Source organism: Arthrobacter sp. ZGTC212 (assembly GCF_002929255.1).
Taxonomy (GTDB): domain Bacteria; phylum Actinomycetota; class Actinomycetes; order Actinomycetales; family Micrococcaceae; genus Arthrobacter_B; species Arthrobacter_B sunyaminii.
This window is the reverse complement of the sequence record NZ_PJIJ01000005.1, coordinates 109,531-127,169: the sequence shown is the minus strand read 5'-3', so window position 1 is coordinate 127,169 and position 17,639 is coordinate 109,531. Positions and strand designations below refer to the sequence as shown.

Sequence of the window (17,639 nt, the reverse complement as noted above, 5' to 3'; positions counted from 1 at the left end):
GCTCCTTTGCTTATCAGGCACCTGCGGGGTGCAGGTGCGGATTCAGAATGTCATCCGGATCCAGCGCGTTCAAGACCACGGATCACCTGGCACGGTTACTTGCGGCGCCCGTTCTTGGCGTCTTTGGTTTTGGACGCCGCCAGCAGATCCGCTGTTCCCTGAGCATCGGCGGCATCAACGTCCTGCAGAGACAAGCCATTGGTCTCCCGCAGCATCAGCACGGAGAAGGCCGTGACGGCGCAGGCGCACAGCAGATAGACGGCCACCGGCGTGGACGAGTCGTATCGCTCCAGCAGCGACGTGGCGATGATCGGGGCCAACGAACCCGCAACGATCGACGTCACCTGATAGCCCAGTGAAACACCGGAATAGCGCATGCGGGTCGGGAACATCTCGGCCATGATGGCCGGCTGCCCCGCGTACATCAGCGCGTGGAACAGCAGACCGATGGTGACGGCCGCCAGGATCACCAGGTCATCCGCCGTATCCATCATCGGGAACGCGAAGAATCCCCAGGTGGCACCCAGCAGGGCACCGGCGAGGTAGACCGGCCGCCTGCCGAACCGGTCCGACATCCGCCCGACCATTGGTACGGCACAGAAATGGACGAAGTGCGCCACGAGCAGCAGGAGGAGAATCCGGGATGTGTCCACTTCCACGACCAGCCGCAGATAGGTGATGGAGAACGTCACCACCAGGTAATAGAGGATGTTCTCTGCGAAGCGCAGTCCCATGGCGGTGAAAACACCGCGCGGGTAGCGCTTGAAGACCTCGACCACGCCGTATCCCTTGGCCTCCTCCTCAACTTCCTTCTGCGCTTCCAGGAAGATGGGGGCGTCACTGACTTTGGTCCGGATGTAGTAGCCCACCAGCACGATGACCGCCGAAAGCCAGAAGGCCACACGCCAGCCCCAGCCCAGGAACGCGTCCTCGGAGAGTGTGGCGGACAGTGTGAACAGCACTCCGGTGGCGAGCAGGTTACCCATGGGCACCGCGGACTGGGGCCAGCTGGACCAGAATCCGCGTGATTTGTTGGGGCTGTGTTCCGCCACCAGAAGGACGGCGCCGCCCCATTCACCGCCGACCGCGAAGCCCTGGATAAAGCGCAGGATCACCAGCATGGCCGGCGCCCAGTAGCCTATTTGGTCAAAGCCGGGCAGACAGCCCATCAGGAAGGTCGAGGTGCCCACCAGAATAATGCTCAGCTGCAGCAGCTTCTTGCGCCCGAATTTATCCCCGAAGTGCCCAAAGACAATACCGCCGATTGGGCGGGCCACGAAGCCGACGGCGTAGGTCACGAACGCGGCGATGATGCCGTCGAGTTCCGTTTCAGCATTAGGGAAAAAGAGTCTTGCGAAAACGAGCGTCGAGGCGGCCGCATAAAGGAAGAACTCGTACCACTCCACCACGGTGCCGGCCATGGAGGCTGCAACAACCTTCTTCAATCCCTCCGGCGCGGGCTCTTTGCCGGCATTCCTGGGGGAACTGCCCTGCCCGGCCTCATCCTGCCGGGGAATTTCAGTGCTCATGGGGTGCTCCTGACGATGTCTCCGTTGACATTTCCCACCGGGCCCGATGGCAGGCGGCCGATGATGCATTGAGTATGGCCGCATATCGCCCCACACTCAATCCCCGCCAAAGGCCAGCTGCGGACCCCGGCATTGTGTCCTGCGCAACATTCCCCTAAGAATGGACTATGACGGTTACCCTAAGATCACTGGAAATTGCTGTCCCGCCCACCGTGCTGGTACAAACCGAAGCACGTGATGTCTTCGCCGCCCAACCCGGCCTTACCAGGCTGGGACAAAGGCTGGTGACCACCTGTTTCAACTCTGCCGCCATCGATACCCGACGCACTGCCCTGGCTGAGCTTTCGCTGTCCTACCGGACTGAAAATCCCAAATTCTTTGATGCCGAATCCGGCAATATGCTCAGTCCCAGCACCAAAACCCGGAACGATATTTTCGCGGCCGAGGCCACCAAACTTTTCATTGAATCCGCCCGCAAGGCCGTCGACGCCTGCGAGGGAATCGCCCCGGAAGACATCACCCATGTCATTACGGTTTCCTGCACCGGATTTTTCAATCCCGGACCTGATTACAAAGTAGTCCGGGCGCTTGGCCTGAACCCGTCAGTGCAGCGCTTCCATCTTGGCTTCATGGGCTGTTACGCCGCTTTTCCTGCGATGCGGGCAGCAAAGTCATTCTGTGATGCGGATCCAGACGCCGTAGTGCTGGTGGTCAGCGCGGAGCTGTGCTCTTTGCATGTGCGCACCTCCAATGATCCGGACACCATCATGGGATCCTCCCTTTTTGCCGACGGGGCAGCCGCAGCCGTCATTACGGCCCGGGACCTGCCGGGCAATGCTCCGGGTATTCAGCTGGACCATTTCGAAACCATCCTCACCCCGGTGGGTGAGGAATCCATGGCCTGGAACATCGGCGACGAGGGCTTTGAAATGGTTTTGGGAACCTATGTCCCGCACATCATTGACGACCACATTGTGGGCGCACTCGAACCGTTGCTGGCCCACGACCCGGGCCTTGCCGGGCAGGCCTACCGTGACATTGAACATTGGGCCATCCATCCGGGCGGCCGCAGCATCCTGGACAAGGTGGAGGCCAAACTCGACCTCACCGAAGAGCAGCTGGTTCCGGCCCGCGAAACACTGCGGAACTGGGGCAACATGTCCAGTGCAACGGTGATGTTTGTGCTCAAGCACATCATGGACCTGCCCTTCCGCGGCGGAAATGAGCGCATCTGCTCCATGGCCTTCGGCCCCGGGCTGACTGTGGAAACCGGCCTGTTCACCCGGGTTGGCGGTCCGGTAACGCCTGGCGCGACGGAAGGTGCGACTGAAGGAACTGTGGCCGAAGGAAACGAAGCCGAAGGAACCGCTGCGGAACAGGACCCGGCAAACCCGGCCGTTCCCGCTCCGGCAGGCGTGTGAGGACCGAAATCTCCACGGGTGCCCTGGCGCAGGGACCGTTGGTCCGGCGGCTCACCCCGCCGCACCTGCGGTCCCTCACCGAGCGGAACACGGATGCCGTGGAAGAAATGGATCGCTCCGACTGCGATCCGGCGAAACTGCGGCGGACCTACGCCCAGTTTTGGTTGATCAACACCGTGGTCTCCGGCTGGCGGCGCAACTATGTCACCTACCTCCGTCCCTCCTTCGACGCAGACCGGGTGAACACACTGCTGGATATTGGCTCGGGGGGCGGCGATGTCCCCCGGATGCTGGCACGCTGGGCCCGCCGCGACGGCCTGCAGCTGGAGATCACAGGAATCGACCCGGATGAGCGGGCACATGCTTTTGCGTCGTCGCAGACACCCATACCCGGTCTGGCTTTCCGGCAGGCATTCAGTTCCGAGCTGGTCGAAGAAGGCAGGACGTACGACGTCGTCATCTCCAACCACGTCCTGCATCACCTCACCGATGAGCAGTTCCGGTCCCTGCTGGCAGACTCGGAGCAGCTGGGCAGCAGGCTCAGCCTGCACAGCGACATTGAACGCAGCCGCTGGGGTTACACCCTTTTCTCCGCCGGCACCCTGCCGTTCTTCCCGGGCAGCTTTATCCGCCGGGACGGACTGACCTCCATCCGCCGCAGCTACACAGCGGACGAACTGGCTGCCGCCGCTCCGCCCGGATGGAACTGCGTGCAGCACCGGCCGTGGCAAAACCTGCTGATGCATTCTCCGCCCGGGACGAAACCGTGACGGCGCAGGCGCAGCGTCCCGCCGCCGTCGCCGTTCCCCGGACGGAAACTGATGTGGCTGTGGTGGGCGGCGGACCCGTTGGCGTTTTCCTGGCGGTGCTGCTGGCCCAGGCCGGTGCCAGCGTGCAGGTTTTGGAACAGCGGCGCGAACGTTCGGCGCATTCGCGGGCCATCGGTATCCATCCCCCGTCGCTCGAGGCCCTGGCCGGTGCCGGAGTTGCCGAGATGGTCACCGGTGAAGGCATGCAGATCCGGCGCGGCGAAGCCCGCAGCAGCGGACGGCATGTGGCCGCCCTGGATTTCGCGGCCGCGTCCGAGCGGTTCCCCTACGTTCTGACTTTGCCGCAGCTGCGCACCGAAGCACTTTTGGAAGCGCGGCTGAAGGAGCTGGATCCTGGCGCCCTGGTGCGCGGAGTACGGGTCACGGAACTGCACGACGACGGCGGCCGGGTCCGGATCGGCGGCGTCAGGACCGGTGCTTCCGACCGATCCGAAGAGTCAGTCGAATCAGGGGACATTGGAATGTCCGCACAGATTGTCGTGGCGGCTGACGGCGCGCGGTCCGGCGTTCGGCAATTGCTGGGAACCCCCTGCCGGACCCGCGCACTGCGGGACACCTACCTGATGGGCGACTTCATTGACAGCACGGGAGACGGAAGCACCGCCGTGCTGTATCTGGAGTCCGGCGGCATCGTGGAGTCCTTCCCCCTTCCGGGCGGAATCCGCCGCTGGGTGGCCCATACCGATCAGCTGCTGGCCACGGCTACCGCGGCGGACTTGGCCGCCATGGTTGGAGAGCGCACCGGCGTCAGCCCGGATCCGGCTTCCAACACCATGCTCAGTGCCTTTGCGGTGCGCACCGGGCTGGTCCGGGATCTGGTGCGCGGGCGCACGGTTCTTATTGGCGATGCGGCCCACGAGGTCAGTCCGATTGGCGGCCAGGGCATGAACCTCGGCTGGCTGGATGCGGCGGCGCTCGCTCCCATCATCACCGCCTCGCTGGACGGGCACGATGTCGGAGCGTCTTTGGCGGTCTACGAGAGGCAACGACTCCGGGCTGCCCGGGTAGCTTCCGCGCAGGCTCAGCTGAACATGGCTCTCGGCCGTCCGCTGGCCCCTGCACTGCTGGCCGCCCGGAACGCCGGCCTGGCCCGGGTTCTGCGCTCCCCCGCGGCAGGCAACCTGGTGGCCCGCCGGTTCACGATGCAGTAACCCGGACGTCCGTGGCGCCTGCGCATAGCAGAAAGGAACCGGCCCGGCCCCTGAACGGGGTCGGGCCGGTGCTTGTTTATATAGGTGCTTGTTTAGATAGGGCCTGTTTCGATAGGGCCTCTTTAGATAGGTGCCGTATATAAAGGCGCCCTGCAGCCGGATTGGATCAGTGTGTTCCGGTCCCGCCCCGGGAGGCTCCAGCTGTTGAGCGTGGGCGCGTTGCCGCGTCGCCGTCCGGCGCTGTGCCGGTGTCGGCTGCTGTGCCGTTGCCAGCTGCCGCGCTGAGGGTTTCCGAGCTTCCGGTCAGATCGGGATTAGCCTGCGGCATGGGCGCGGGAGTGATGTCCAGCGTGCGTCGCAGCACCTGCTCCTTGATCAGGAGCACTGCGATCAGAGCCACCACTGAAATCACGGCGGCAATCTGGAAAATCGTGGCCGTGGCGTCACCGTAAGCGGCGCGGAAAATACCCTGAATGGCCGGCGGCATGCCGCCGATGTCGAGCGAGTCGCCGGCACCGCCGTCGGACACGGGAATGTTGGCGGCACGCAGGCCGTCAGCAGCCCGGCTGCTCACGGAGCTGGACATCACGGCGCCCAGAACGGAGACGCCCACGGCGCCGCCGACGGTGCGGAAGAACGCGATCGATGCGCTGGCCGAACCTACCTCGGAGACCCGGACCGTGTTCTGCACAGCCAGAACCAGGTTCTGCATCAGCAGCCCCATACCCAGGCCGAGGACAAAAATGTACAGGCTAACCAGAAGCATGTCGGTTTCGTGATCCATGGTTCCGGCCAGGCCCGCACCGGCGATGACCATGATCGTGCCGGCAATCAGGAACCGCTTCCACTTGCCAAAGCGGCTGATCAGCTGACCGGATCCCACGGAACCGGCCAGGTTGCCCGCAATCATTGGCAGCATCAGCAGCCCGGCTTCCGTGGGGCTGAATCCGCGGGCGATCTGGAAGTACTGGCCCAGGAAGGTGGTGGAACCAAACATCGCGATACCCACGGCCACAGAGGCAACAATGGACAGCGCCGTGGTGCGCTCGCGGATGATCTTCAGCGGGATGATGGGCTCGCGGACCTTGGATTCCACCAGGACCAGCAGGGCCAGGAGCACGACGGCGCCGCCAACCATGGCTGCGGTCTGCCAGGACATCCATTCGTAGTAGCCGGCCTTTCCGGCGAACGACACCCAGATCAGCAGCAGCGAAACTCCGGCGGTCAGCAGGATCGACCCGAGCCAGTCAATGCTGACCTTGCGGCGGGTGTGCGGCAGGCGAAGCGTGACCTGAAGCAGGAACAGTGCCACTACGGCCAGCGGCACGCAGAGGAAGAAGGTCCACCGCCAGCCCAGCGGGCTGTCCACGATAAACCCGCCCAGCAAGGGACCGCCGGCAGTGGCCACAGCCATCACCGCGCCCATATAGCCGGAGTACCGGCCGCGTTCGCGCGGCGGAATGATGGAGCCGATGACGGCCTGCGTCAGGGCGGTCAGGCCGCCCATGCCCAGGCCCTGGACCACACGGGCAGAGAGCAGGACGGTCATGTTGTCCGCCAGCCCCGCAATGACCGAGCCAATCACGAAGACAATGATGCTTAGCTGGACCAGCAGCTTCTTGCTGAACAGGTCCGCCAGCTTGCCCCAGATAGGGGTGGAGACGGCGTTGGCCAGCAGCGCCGCTGTGACCACCCAGGCGAAGTCCGTCTGGGTTCCGTGCAGATCGGCCATGATGGTCGGCAGCGCGTTGGCCACGATAGTGGTGCTCAGCATGGCGGTGAACAGTGCGGCCAGCAGGCCGGTCAGGGCCTGCAGGATCTGCCGGTGGCTCATCTCGCCCGGAACGTGGTCCTGGCGTGCAGGCTTGCCGTTCCTGCGGACTTTGGCCGGCGCGGACTTGGTACTTTCTGCGGTAGTGGTTCTTTGCGACTCTGTCACTTAGTTTTTTCTCCTGCCGGGATGGGCGGTTGGATGGTACCCGGCTTCATTGCGCGGATGGCTGTTTGCAGGCTCTCCGTGAGCTTGGTCAGGGATTCACTGGCAGAGAGGGCTTCTTCATCGGTCCAGTGCTCGAGCATGTCCTGAAGCAGTGCTGCCCGGCGGTGCATCTCGTCTGAGACCGCTTGGGTTCCAGCCGGAGTCAGGCTGATGAGGTAGGCCCGGCCGTCATCAGGGTGCGGACGGCGGCAGACGTACCCCATGGTGACAAGTTCGGAGAGATGCCGGCTGAGCCCGGCGGTTCCGATGCCGAGCTTTTCTGCCAGCTCGGTGGCACGGATCTCTCCGTGGTCGCCAATTATTCGCATGACGCCCTGCAGGGCAGTGCCCGGGCTCCGGGGATCGGCGCCTTTCTGCGCGACGCAGCGGAGTTGGCGCTGGAGCCGGAATATGAGCGTGATTAATTCTTCAGCTGATCGCTGGTTTACTGCCACGGAACACCTGTCTGGAACATTGTTGTTTGCCTCAGGCAACGATACGACTATTGATTGCCTGAGTCAACGAACTAAATGAACCGGGTCAACTGCGGCCGTGAACCACGCAGAATGATCTCCGAGCAGGCGAAGCAGGGTTGCCCTTCAACCACAGGTGAAGGGCAACCCGTTCGACGTCAGTCCGTCAGTCCGCCAGATGAGTCGGAGCGAAAAGTCCGATGGTCGCTTCAACCACCACCACGTTGGGCCCCTCGCCGGCAAACGCTTCTTCCAGTGCCGCCTGTACGCCGTCGGGCGCCGTTCTCCGCGCCGGAACACCGAAGGACTCAGCCAGCTTCACAAAGTCAGGACCGGCAAGTTCGGTGGCGGTGGCCTTGCCGAACGCCTCAACCATGTATTCGCGCAGGATGCCGTAGCCGCCGTCGTCGACAATCAGCCAGGTGACGGGCAGGTTGTGCTGCCGGGCGGTGGCGAGTTCTGCGATGGAATACATGGCCGATCCGTCGCCGGAGACTGCCAGGACCCGCTCCCCCAGTCCGACGGCGCCGCCGATGGCTCCGGGATACCCGTAACCCAGGCCGCCGGCACCCTGGGCGGAATGGAACTGGCCGGATTTGGCGTCCCAGCAGCTCCACGCCCAGTACGCGGCGATGGTCATGTCCCAATACGTCTGCATGGAGGCGGGAACGGCTGCCCGGATGTCAGCCATGAACTTCCGTTCCATGTCCAGGTCCTGGCTGTCCAGACGGTCAGCCACCTGCGCCAGTGTCCGGGCCACCAGCTGCTCCGGAGTCTGTCCGTTCCAGTCCGGCTCCTTCCGCGGAGAATCGGCGAGCACGGAACCGAGCGCCTCATCCAGTGCCGCGAGGGCCTGCCCGGCATCGGCGCGGATCCCGAGGGCCGGCCGGTTGGATTCCAGCACCCGGGGCTCGGCATCGATCTGGATAATCCGGCCGCGCGGCTGCAGCGTGAAGTAGTTGGACGTGACCTCGCCCAGCGACGAGCCGACGACGACCAGGACATCCGCATCTTCGAGGACATCGGTGGTGTGGCGGTCCTCGATCCAGGATTGGAGCGACAGCTCATGGTTCCAGGGGAACGCTCCGTTGCCGCCGGGGGTGCAGATCACCGGCGCGCGCAGTTTCTCCGCCAGCGCCAGCAGATCAGCTTCCGCTTTGCCGCGGCGGGTTCCGCCGCCCGCAATAATCGCCGGACGTTCCGCAGCGGCAAGCCACCGCACCGCTTCCTTCACCAGCTCGGTCCGCGGCGGATTATCAAAGGGCTCTGCCAGCGCATCTTCAACTGCGGGGACCATCACGGGGTTCAGCAGGACATTCTGGGGTATCTCGAGCCATACCGGCCCCATGGGCGAGGAGATGGCTTCCGTCCACGCATCCTGGATGGCCGATGGAATGCCTGAAGCATGCTGGATGAGGCGCTGGCTCTTGGTGACGTTGGCAGCCGAAGCCTTCTGGTCATCAAGCTGATGGAGCATGCCGCGGCGCCGGGCGCCCAGTCCCTCGATGGGAATCTGGCTGGCCACCACCACCATGGGCACGCCGGTGGCATAGGCCTCCTGCAGCCCGGCGAGCGCTGTCAGGGCTCCGGGACCGGTGGACAGGAAGACAACTCCCACCTGGCCGGTGGCACGCGAGAACCCGTCGGCGGCAAAAGCGGAGTTGTTCTCCACCCGCGAGGACACAAAGCGGAGGCTGGAACGGGACAGGGCGTCGAACAGGCCCAGCGCATGCTGTCCGGGGATACCGAAGACGGTGGTGGCACCGAGCGCGGCGAGGGTTTCCACCACCAGGTCTCCGCCGTTGCGCACCGGCGGGGCGCCGCCGTGCAGCACGGCTTCTTCGGACAGCAAAGTGTTCGGGATTTCCTCATCGCGAACGTGGCGCGTTGTGCCGGGCGCTCCGCTCTGGCCCGTCCCGCTCATTTACGAAAGTCCCATGAGGGTGATCAGGTCATAGGCCACATGGGAGGCGGCCACCGCGGTGATGTCGGCGTGGTCATACGCCGGAGCAACCTCAACGACGTCGGCGCCCACCAGGTTCATGCCGCGCAGGCCCCGCAGGATTTCCAGCAGCTCGCGGCTGGTCATGCCACCGGCTTCAGGGGTGCCGGTTCCGGGGGCGTGGGCAGGGTCCAGGACGTCAATGTCCACCGAGATGTACAGCGGACGGTTTCCGATCCGGTCCCGCAGCTTGGCAACCACTTCATCCACGCCCTGACGGAAAACATCGGAGGACGTCACGATGCCGAAACCAAAGCGGCGGTCATCCTCCAGGTCCCGCTTGCCGTACAGCGGTCCGCGGGTACCCACGTGTGAAATAGCTTCGGTATCGAGGATTCCCTCCTCCACCGCCCTGCGGAACGGAGTACCGTGCGTGTATTCAGCACCAAAGTAACTGTCCCAGGTATCCAGGTGGGCATCGAAGTGCAGCAGCGCCACGGGCTGGCCTGCACGCTCGGTGGCTGCACGCAGCAGCGGAAGGGCAATCGTATGGTCTCCGCCCAGGGTGAGGAGCTTGGACCCGCCCGCGGTCAGATCCAGCGCGTTTGCCTGGATTGACTCGATTGCTTCATTGATGTTGAACGGATTGACTGCCATGTCACCTGCGTCCGCCACCTGCAGGTTCTCGAACGGCGAGGCATCCTGCGCCGGGTTGTACGGACGCAGGAGCCTGGAAGCCTCACGGACATGGTTGGCCCCGAAGCGGGCGCCCGGACGGAAAGAGACACCGGTGTCAAAAGGCACTCCCACCACGGCAACATCAGCGTGCTGCACCTGGTCCAGCCTGGGCAGGCGGGCATAGGTGGCAGGTCCGGCATAACGCGGCACCAGCGCCGCATCAACAGGTCCGAGGTTGCCGTTGGCGGTAATGCGCGGCGGGTTCTGCATGCTGTTTCTCCAAATCCGGGCCGGCCGGAATCCGGCCTGCCCTGGGCTACGCACCCGGCACACCGACTTCCGGCGGTCTGGGATGCGTTGCCTGTTAGGCATCAAGTGTTTCCCATGAGGCTAAAGTGGAACGTGGGCCGCCGTCAAGACTAGGCTGTTCCTATGGCGGCTCAACAGCACAGTGCGGACAGTACCTACGACGTCGATGTCCTGATCGTGGGCGCCGGCCCAACGGGGCTGGCCCTTGCGGCCCAATTGGAGAGCTTCGGGACGAGTTTCCGCATCATTGACCGCAGCCTCACACGCTCAGAGCAGTCGCGTGCGCTGGCGCTGCAGCCGCGGACCCTGGAAGCCCTTCGGCCTTTCGGGATCAGCTCAGCACTAACGGCAGCGGGCCATTCCGCGCGCGGACTCCTCCTCCACCTGCCCGATCAGACCGTCCCCGTTGACCTGTCCGACGCAGGCATTGAGGATTCCGAATTCCAGCACCTGCTGTTCCTCTCCCAGGCGGAAACCGAACACGCCCTGGCCGCGCACCTGTCCGGCCGCGGAATCCGGGTGGAACGCGGGGTTGAACTGCAGGATTTGGAATTCCTGGACACGGAAGATCCGTTCGCCGGAGTGGAAGCCAAGATCCAGCGCATGGACCGGGGCATCGAACGCATCCGGGCCCGCTACATTGTTGGTGCGGACGGCGCGCACAGCACGGTTCGCTCCAAGGCAGGCATGGACTGGCGCGGCAGCGGCTATCCCGGCACCTATGTGCTGGCCGACCTCGAAGTTGACGGTGCGGAACCGGGCCACATGCACGCCTACCTCAATGAGGACGGCTTTATGTTCCTGTTCCCGCTGGGCCGCCCCGCAACGTGGCGTCTGATCGCCATCAAGGAGGACGGCGACCCGGCGCAGGCAACGCTGGAGTCCCTGCAGAAGACTGCGGACAAGTTCTCCGGCGGGGCACTGACCCTGCGGGATCCCCAGTGGATCAGCGATTTCAAACTCTCCCACCGGATGGCCGAATATTTCCAGAACGGATCCGTCTTCCTGGCCGGGGATGCCGCCCACCTCCACTCCCCCGTTGCCGCACAGGGCATGAACGCCGGCATTCAGGACGCCTTGAATCTTGGCTGGAAACTGTCGCTGGGCGCACGCGGTCTTGCTTCCGAAGAGCTGGTGGACAGCTATGACGCGGAGCGGCGTCCCGCGGACAAAGACATACTGCAGTTCACCGACCGCATCTTCCGCCTGGCCTCGTCCAAGAACGGCCTCCTGAAGCTGCCCCGCACCAAACTCCTGCCGACCCTTGCCCCCAAGGCTTCCGGGTCTAAATCGTTGCGTTCACGGTTGTTCCGTACGGCTTCCCAGCTGGATACCCAGTACCGCGGCAGCGACATGGTGGACACCGGAGACAGCCGCCTTCCGGCATTCCTGACCGCCGGACCAAAGGCCGGAGACCGGTTGCCGGACGCGGTGGTCCTGGAACACGGACGCGAGCGGCGCCTGCATGAAATCCTCGCAACGCCGGGCTTCCACATCCTCCTGTGTGGTCCGGGGTGGCCGGCGGACACCCAGCTGCGAATCCATGACGCCCTTGGGCGACTCTCCCCGTGGCTCAGCGTCCAGCGCCTGAATGTGGGCAGCCGGCTGGCAGCGGCGGATCCCTCGGAAATCCAGGACGTGAGCGGACTGGCCTTTGAACGCCTCGGACTCAGCGTCCGGCGTCCGGAGATCCTGGTGGTGCGTCCGGACGGACACATCGGATTCCGTTCCCAGGGGACAGACGTCACCGGCGCAGTCCAGTACCTGGACCGGCTGACAACTCCGGCCGCGGGCAATCTGGCCGCCGCAGTCTAGTCCGTCCGGGTCAGCTCGCCGACGGACTAACCAGCGTCCACAGCACCACGGCCTCTTCATCCGCAGGATTGCGCCATGAGTGCGGTTCCTGGCCGGGAAAGGTTACGGTGTCTCCTTCGGAGAGTTCCATGGTTTCTCCGGCAAACTCCAGCACAAAGCGCCCGCGGGCAACGTGGAGTACTTCCACGTCGCAATCCACGGAGTAGAGCTCCGTCTCCCCGGAGCCCCTGGGCTCAATGACTGCGCGGATGACCTGGATTCGGCGTTCGGCACGCGGCGTCACCAACCGCTCCGTGATCCCCGTGCCGCCCAAATGCACTGACGGTGCATCGCGCCAGCGTGTCAGCTCCGTTGCCGGTGCAGTGAACAGGTCTCCGATGGAGATCGACAGCACCTGGCACAGCGTGAGCAGGGAAGCCACCGACGGCGATGTCAGGTCCCGTTCCACCCTGCTGAGGAACCCCTTCGTGAGACCCGTGGCACCGGCCACCTGCTCGATGGTCATCCGGCGGGCCTGCCGTGCCAGGCGGATCCTCGGCCCGATGGCCACCGGGGCATTGGAGGGCTCTACTGGCAAGGCCTTCATGACGGAAAATGTCCTCTCATTCTTCTTACCTGCGGAAAAGCCGCCGGTTCCCTCTTCCGAGCATATCGACTGCGGCCCACCGCCCAGTCCCGCCCTGCGCGGCACCAAGTAACAACTGCCGGAATCATTGACGGCGGCACCGCGCTGAATTAGCCTACGGGACAACATAAGTTTACTTGGGGGCATTTTGCTGCCAAGTCTGGCGCAACGGCAGGAATTTCATGGAACACCTGAATACCGTCATCGTGGTGGCCTACCTCGCTGGCATGCTGGCCTTCGGCTGGTGGGGAAAGTCCCGGACCAAGAATGTCAGCGACTATCTGGTGGCCGGCCGCCGTCTGGGCCCGGTTTTCTACACCGGCACCATGGCCGCCGTGGTCCTGGGCGGAGCCTCCACTGTGGGCGGAGTGGGCTTGGGCTACACCTACGGGATCTCGGGGATGTGGCTGGTGGTGGCGATCGGTGCCGGGGTGCTGCTCCTGAGCCTGCTTTTTGCCTCCACTCTGCAAAAGCTGAAGATCTACACCGTCTCGCAGATGCTCACCCTGCGCTACGGAGTCCGGTCCACGCAGGTCTCCTCCATCGTGATGCTCGCGTACACCCTCATGCTGTGTGCAACGTCGACGGGGGCGTATGCGACCATCTTCGTAGTCCTCTTCGGCTGGGAGCGGTGGGCAGCCATCGCCGTGGGCGGCGCAGTTGTGCTGGTCTACTCCACCATCGGCGGAATGTGGTCCATCACCCTGGCCGACATGGTCCAGTTCATCATCAAGACCGTGGGCGTCTTTGCCCTGATGCTGCCCTTCACCCTCAACGCGGCAGGCGGCCTGGACGGCATCCGGGAGCGCGTGGGAGCCGAGTTCTTCAGCCTTACCGGCATCGGCGCCCAGAGCATCATTACGTACTTTGTGGTTTACACCCTTGGTTTGCTGATTGGACAGGACATCTGGCAGCGGGTCTTCACCGCCCGCACCCCGCTGATCGCGCAGTGGGGCGGCACCGCTGCAGGCATCTACTGCATCCTGTACGGGGTGGCCGGAGCAGTGATCGGCATGGCCGCCAGCGTGGTCCTGCCCGCAGTGGCTTCCAAGGACGACGTCTACGCCGATGTTGCCATCAACATCCTTCCTGTGGGACTGGGCGGCCTGGTCCTCGCGGCGGCCGTCGCTGCCATGATGTCCACAGCCTCCGGCGCACTTATTGCCGCCGCTACCGTGGCCCGTACCGACGTCGTTCCCTTTGTCACCGGTTGGGTCCGCGGACGCGGCACCGCTGCACCCGCTGAGGCAGGAGGAAACCCCGAGCACCTGGTGGCTCAGAACCGGGCCTGGGTGTTGGGCCTGGGCCTTGTGGCCATCGGCCTGGCCATCGCGGTCCAGGACGTGGTGGCTGCCCTGACCATTTCCTATGACATCCTGGTCGGCGGCCTCCTCGTGAGCATCCTCGGCGGCCTCACGTGGAAGCGGGGCACCGGATTCGGCGCGGCGCTGTCCATGGCCGCCGGCACCGTGGTCACGCTGGGAACCATGGTCTTCCTGGAAATCACTGCGGAACAGCAGTACGACGGAATCTACGCCAACGAACCCATCTACTTCGGGCTGCTGGCCTCGGCTGTCGCCTACATTGCCGGTTCGCTGCTCACGCCCCGCACCGACGACGTCGTGATGCGGGCCTGGGAGGACCGGGTAGCCGGCCGCTGGACGGACACCGACGCCGAGACCGCACCGGTAGCCTGAGGCGCCGCCCCCTGCACGGCTCGCCCAGGCCGAAAATCAGTCCTGGGCAGCCGCGCCGGCGGATTCCGCTTCCTCCGGCTCGGGGAGCTCGGGGACTTCCTCCGGATCGCCGTCGTCCTCTCCGATCCAAACTTTGATAATCGCCCAGGAAACCGCAGCGATGGGAACGGAGAGGATGGCGCCAACAATTCCGGCCAGAATGGTGCCGGCCGTCAGCGCCAGCAGAATCACCAGGGCGTGAATGCTCAGGGTTCGGCCCATCACTACCGGCTGCAGGAAGTTTCCCTCCAGCTGGTTCACGGCGATAATCACGATCACCACGATCAGTGCCACCAGGGGCCCGTTGGCCACCAGGGCGATCAGGGCCGCCAGCACGCCCGCCGCCGTGGCTCCCACCAGAGGAATGAAGGAGCCGACAAAAACAATCACGGACAGCGGCAGTGCCAGCGGCACCTGCAGGATGAACAGAGCCGCGCCGATGCAGATCGAGTCCACGGCGGCCACAATGGCCGTGCCCCGGACGTACCCGCCCAGAACCTCCATGGCCCGGGTACCGGACAGGCGCGCCTTCTGCAGCCGGTCCCCGTGGAACCAGCGCAGGACAAATGCCCAGATCTTGTCCCCGTCCTTCAGGAAGTAGAACAGCACCACGGCCAGCAGGATGAACCCCGTGATGAAGTTTGTGGCCGCACCAATGCCGGCCAGGGCGCCGTTACCCACAGCCGAGCTGGTGGCAAAGCTGATCGCGGCGTCACGGGCGTTTTCAATTGCGGCGGTGTCATGCGGGATGGGGCTGTCCTGAATGAATTCATACAGCTTGTTGAACCCGTCCACGGCCTGGTCCACCAGAGAGCTCCACTCGCTGCGGATGGCAAAAACGATGCCGGTGATGAGTCCGCCGAACACGATGAGCAGGAGCAGGAAGGAAACCCCGGTGGCGAGGGCGCTTGGCCACCCCTTGCGGCGCAGCCAATTCACGAACGGGGCAATGGCTGCGGCCAGAATCAGGGCGAGCAGCACGGGAATGACCACGAGGGTGATCTGCAACAGCCCATAGATGGCGACCACCGCGAGGACGAGCACCAGAAGGATCTGGGCGGCGCGTTGGGCAGCGTGGCCCAGGGAACCGCTCCAGTACCGCTGAGGTGGTTCCCCCACGGGTCCGCGGTGCTGGGGGGACGGTGTTGTGGACATATCCTTGGTCTTCCTGTTGGCGGAACCGGTGAAGGAATTACTCGGGTGTTGCCGCTACGGTGCAGTTGTGCCGTCGGTCGAGGCAGCGGACTCGGTCAGGCTGTCCCGGACGTGCCGGCGCAGCACCTTGCCGATCAGCGAGCGTGGCAGATCGGGAATCTGAACGATCCGGCGCGGCACCTTGTAGGCTGCCAGCTCTTTACGGACATACTCGCGGAGATCTTCGGGCTTGAAGTGTGCATCCTCCTTGAGGACCACGGCGGCCACCACGTCCTCTCCGCCGCTGGGCCTGCCAATGCCGACGACGGCGGCTTCGGCAATGCTGTCATGGCGCTTCAGCGCTTCCTCCACCTCGGACGGGGAAACGTTGAAGCCGCCGGTAATGATCAGTTCCTTGATCCGGTCGCGGATCGTGACGAAGTGATCCTCGTCCACGGAAACGATGTCACCGGTGCGGAACCAACCGCCGTCCAGCAGGGCCGCCTGGGTTTCCGTCGGCTTGTTCCAGTAGCCCTGGAAAACCTGGGGGCCGCGGATCAGCAGCTCGCCTTCCTGTCCGGCCGGCCGGTCCACGGTGGGGTCTTCCGGATCCACCACACGGATATCGGTCAGGGGGAACGGCACCCCCACCGTTCCGGGCTTCCGGGTGGGTCCCATCGGGTTGCCGATGGCAACCGGTGACGTTTCGGTCAGCCCGTACCCCTCGATCAGGTAGCCGCCGGTGGCTTCCTCCCAGGCCTGGACGGTTGCAGGCGGGAGGTTCATGGCGCCCGAAATCGCGAAGCGCACGCCCTTCAGGGAAACTCCCTTTTCCTTGGCTCCGGCGGCAATACGGTCATAAATCGGCGGAACGGCGGGCAGGAAGGTGGGCGGCGACTTCTTTGCGGCGTTCAGCACCAGGTCCACATCGAATTTGGGGAACAGGACAAGCTTCGCGCCCAAGCTCATTGCGAAGGTAAGGCACAGCGTCAGGCCGTAGGCGTGGAACATGGGCAGGACGGCGTAGAAAGTTTCCTTGCCCGGACGCAGCCCGGGCACCCAGGCCCTGCCCTGCGCGGCGTTGGCCATCAGGTTGGCGTGGCTGAGCATGGCACCCTTGGGGGCGGCCGTGGTGCCGCTGGTGTACTGAATTGCTGCGAGGTCCGATGCCGCAGGCCGGGGATGCCGGCGCCGCAGCGGACGGTGGTCCAGCAGCTTTTTCCAGGCGACGACGTTCCGCGATCCGCTGCGGGGCGTCCTGGAAACGGTCAGGGCCTCGCGGGCCTTGCGCGCCGCCGGAACCGGAAGCTTAAGGGCCAGCCGGTTTTTCAGCGGCATGCTCTCGATGAGGTTCACCGACACGATGCTGCGCAGCGGGATGTCTGTCGGCATCGCCTCCAGCCGATCCACTGCCTTGTCCCACGCCACAGCAACCGTGGCACCGTGGTCCTCGAACTGGTGCCGCAGTTCCCGGTCCGTGTACAGCGGGTTGTGCTCCACCACTACGGCGCCCAGCCGCAGGATCGCGTAGAACGCCACGATGTGCTGCGGGCAGTTCGGCAGCACCAGCGCCACGCGGTCGCCCTGCTTTACGCCCAGCTTCTTGAGTCCGGAGGCTGCTTGGCGGATTTGTTCGCCAAGGGCTTGATAACTGGTGGTCGCTCCGAAGAACTCCAGGGCGGTTTTGGACCCGTATTTGCGAATTGACTGCTCCACCATGTCCACAAGGGACCCATCTGGCAGGGACAGATTTGCGGGAACCCCGGCGCCGTAGTGGCGCGTCCAGGGCCGTGGGTATTCGGCAGGGACTGTTGGTGTATGCGTAGTCACGTCCTCGACTTTAGCCGTTGGCCGGAGAGCTCCCGTCCCACGCCCGCCCATTCCGACACCATTGTCTGCTGTTGCCTGCATCCTGTCTTCCTCGGGTTGCACTTTAGTTCTCCGCTACACTGATAGGTCGAAGGGGAGTAGCTCCGGCCCTCCCGCAGAATCCATAGTAGTGAACTCAGTCAGCTGTC

Annotated in this window: 13 protein-coding genes; 5 read left to right on the top strand and 8 right to left on the bottom strand. The window is 64.4% G+C overall.

Annotated elements, in window-relative coordinates:
• Positions 1-95 precede the first annotated feature (95 nt).
• A complete protein-coding gene (locus CXQ89_RS17105) occupies positions 96-1,529 on the bottom strand; it encodes an MFS transporter (protein WP_104162149.1) in 1,434 nt (477 codons plus the stop codon).
• Between the two features lie 167 nt (positions 1,530-1,696).
• Here CXQ89_RS17105 and CXQ89_RS17100 point away from each other — a divergent pair, with 167 nt between their 5' ends.
• Genes CXQ89_RS17100 through CXQ89_RS17090 form a run of 3 tightly spaced genes read left to right on the top strand, consistent with a single transcriptional unit; the run spans position 1,697 to position 4,931 of the window.
• The gene (locus CXQ89_RS17100) at positions 1,697-2,950 is read left to right on the top strand and encodes a type III polyketide synthase (protein WP_104162148.1); all 1,254 of its coding nucleotides are present in this window, start codon (positions 1,697-1,699) and stop codon (positions 2,948-2,950) included.
• Positions 2,947-3,720, top strand: a complete 774-nt coding sequence (locus tag CXQ89_RS17095) for a class I SAM-dependent methyltransferase (RefSeq protein WP_258060191.1) — start codon at positions 2,947-2,949, stop codon at positions 3,718-3,720. Before CXQ89_RS17100 ends, CXQ89_RS17095 begins: the two co-directional genes overlap by 4 nt.
• Positions 3,675-4,931, top strand: coding sequence for an NAD(P)/FAD-dependent oxidoreductase (locus CXQ89_RS17090; RefSeq protein WP_258060190.1), 1,257 nt, complete (start codon positions 3,675-3,677; stop codon positions 4,929-4,931). Before CXQ89_RS17095 ends, CXQ89_RS17090 begins: the two co-directional genes overlap by 46 nt.
• 166 nt (positions 4,932-5,097) lie before the next feature.
• Here the strand turns inward: CXQ89_RS17090 and CXQ89_RS17085 are convergent, their stop codons facing one another.
• From CXQ89_RS17085 to speB, 4 genes are all read right to left on the bottom strand, one after another.
• Positions 5,098-6,870, bottom strand: coding sequence for an MDR family MFS transporter (locus tag CXQ89_RS17085; RefSeq protein ID WP_146067285.1), 1,773 nt, complete (start codon positions 6,868-6,870; stop codon positions 5,098-5,100).
• On the bottom strand, positions 6,867-7,238 hold the full coding sequence (locus CXQ89_RS17080) for a MarR family winged helix-turn-helix transcriptional regulator (protein WP_104056153.1): 372 nt from the start codon (positions 7,236-7,238) through the stop codon (positions 6,867-6,869). The genes CXQ89_RS17085 and CXQ89_RS17080 overlap by 4 nt, the downstream gene beginning before the upstream one ends.
• A gap of 310 nt (positions 7,239-7,548) precedes the next feature.
• On the bottom strand, positions 7,549-9,306 hold the full coding sequence (locus CXQ89_RS17075) for a thiamine pyrophosphate-binding protein (protein WP_104162146.1): 1,758 nt from the start codon (positions 9,304-9,306) through the stop codon (positions 7,549-7,551).
• Positions 9,307-10,272 carry an agmatinase gene (speB, locus tag CXQ89_RS17070; RefSeq protein ID WP_104056150.1) on the bottom strand — a complete coding sequence of 322 codons (966 nt, stop codon included), beginning with the start codon at positions 10,270-10,272 and terminating at the stop codon, positions 9,307-9,309.
• Positions 10,273-10,434: 162 nt separating this feature from the next.
• On the opposite strand from speB, the gene CXQ89_RS17065 reads away from it, so the two are divergent.
• Entirely contained in the window at positions 10,435-12,126 is a 1,692-nt protein-coding gene (locus CXQ89_RS17065) for an FAD-dependent monooxygenase (protein ID WP_104162145.1), read from the top strand.
• Positions 12,127-12,136: 10 nt separating this feature from the next.
• Here the strand turns inward: CXQ89_RS17065 and CXQ89_RS17060 are convergent, their stop codons facing one another.
• The gene (locus CXQ89_RS17060) at positions 12,137-12,712 is read right to left on the bottom strand and encodes a helix-turn-helix domain-containing protein (RefSeq protein ID WP_104056147.1); all 576 of its coding nucleotides are present in this window, start codon (positions 12,710-12,712) and stop codon (positions 12,137-12,139) included.
• 221 nt (positions 12,713-12,933) lie between these two features.
• Here CXQ89_RS17060 and CXQ89_RS17055 point away from each other — a divergent pair, with 221 nt between their 5' ends.
• Positions 12,934-14,448, top strand: a complete 1,515-nt coding sequence (locus CXQ89_RS17055) for a sodium:solute symporter (protein WP_104162144.1) — start codon at positions 12,934-12,936, stop codon at positions 14,446-14,448.
• A 36-nt stretch (positions 14,449-14,484) separates the two neighbouring features.
• Here the strand turns inward: CXQ89_RS17055 and CXQ89_RS17050 are convergent, their stop codons facing one another.
• Together CXQ89_RS17050 and CXQ89_RS17045 are read right to left on the bottom strand one after the other, a co-directional pair.
• Positions 14,485-15,642, bottom strand: coding sequence for an AI-2E family transporter (locus CXQ89_RS17050; RefSeq protein WP_104056143.1), 1,158 nt, complete (start codon positions 15,640-15,642; stop codon positions 14,485-14,487).
• 54 nt (positions 15,643-15,696) lie between these two features.
• Positions 15,697-17,451 carry a long-chain-fatty-acid--CoA ligase gene (locus CXQ89_RS17045; RefSeq protein WP_258060189.1) on the bottom strand — a complete coding sequence of 585 codons (1,755 nt, stop codon included), beginning with the start codon at positions 17,449-17,451 and terminating at the stop codon, positions 15,697-15,699.
• Between the last annotated feature and the right edge of the window lie 188 nt (positions 17,452-17,639).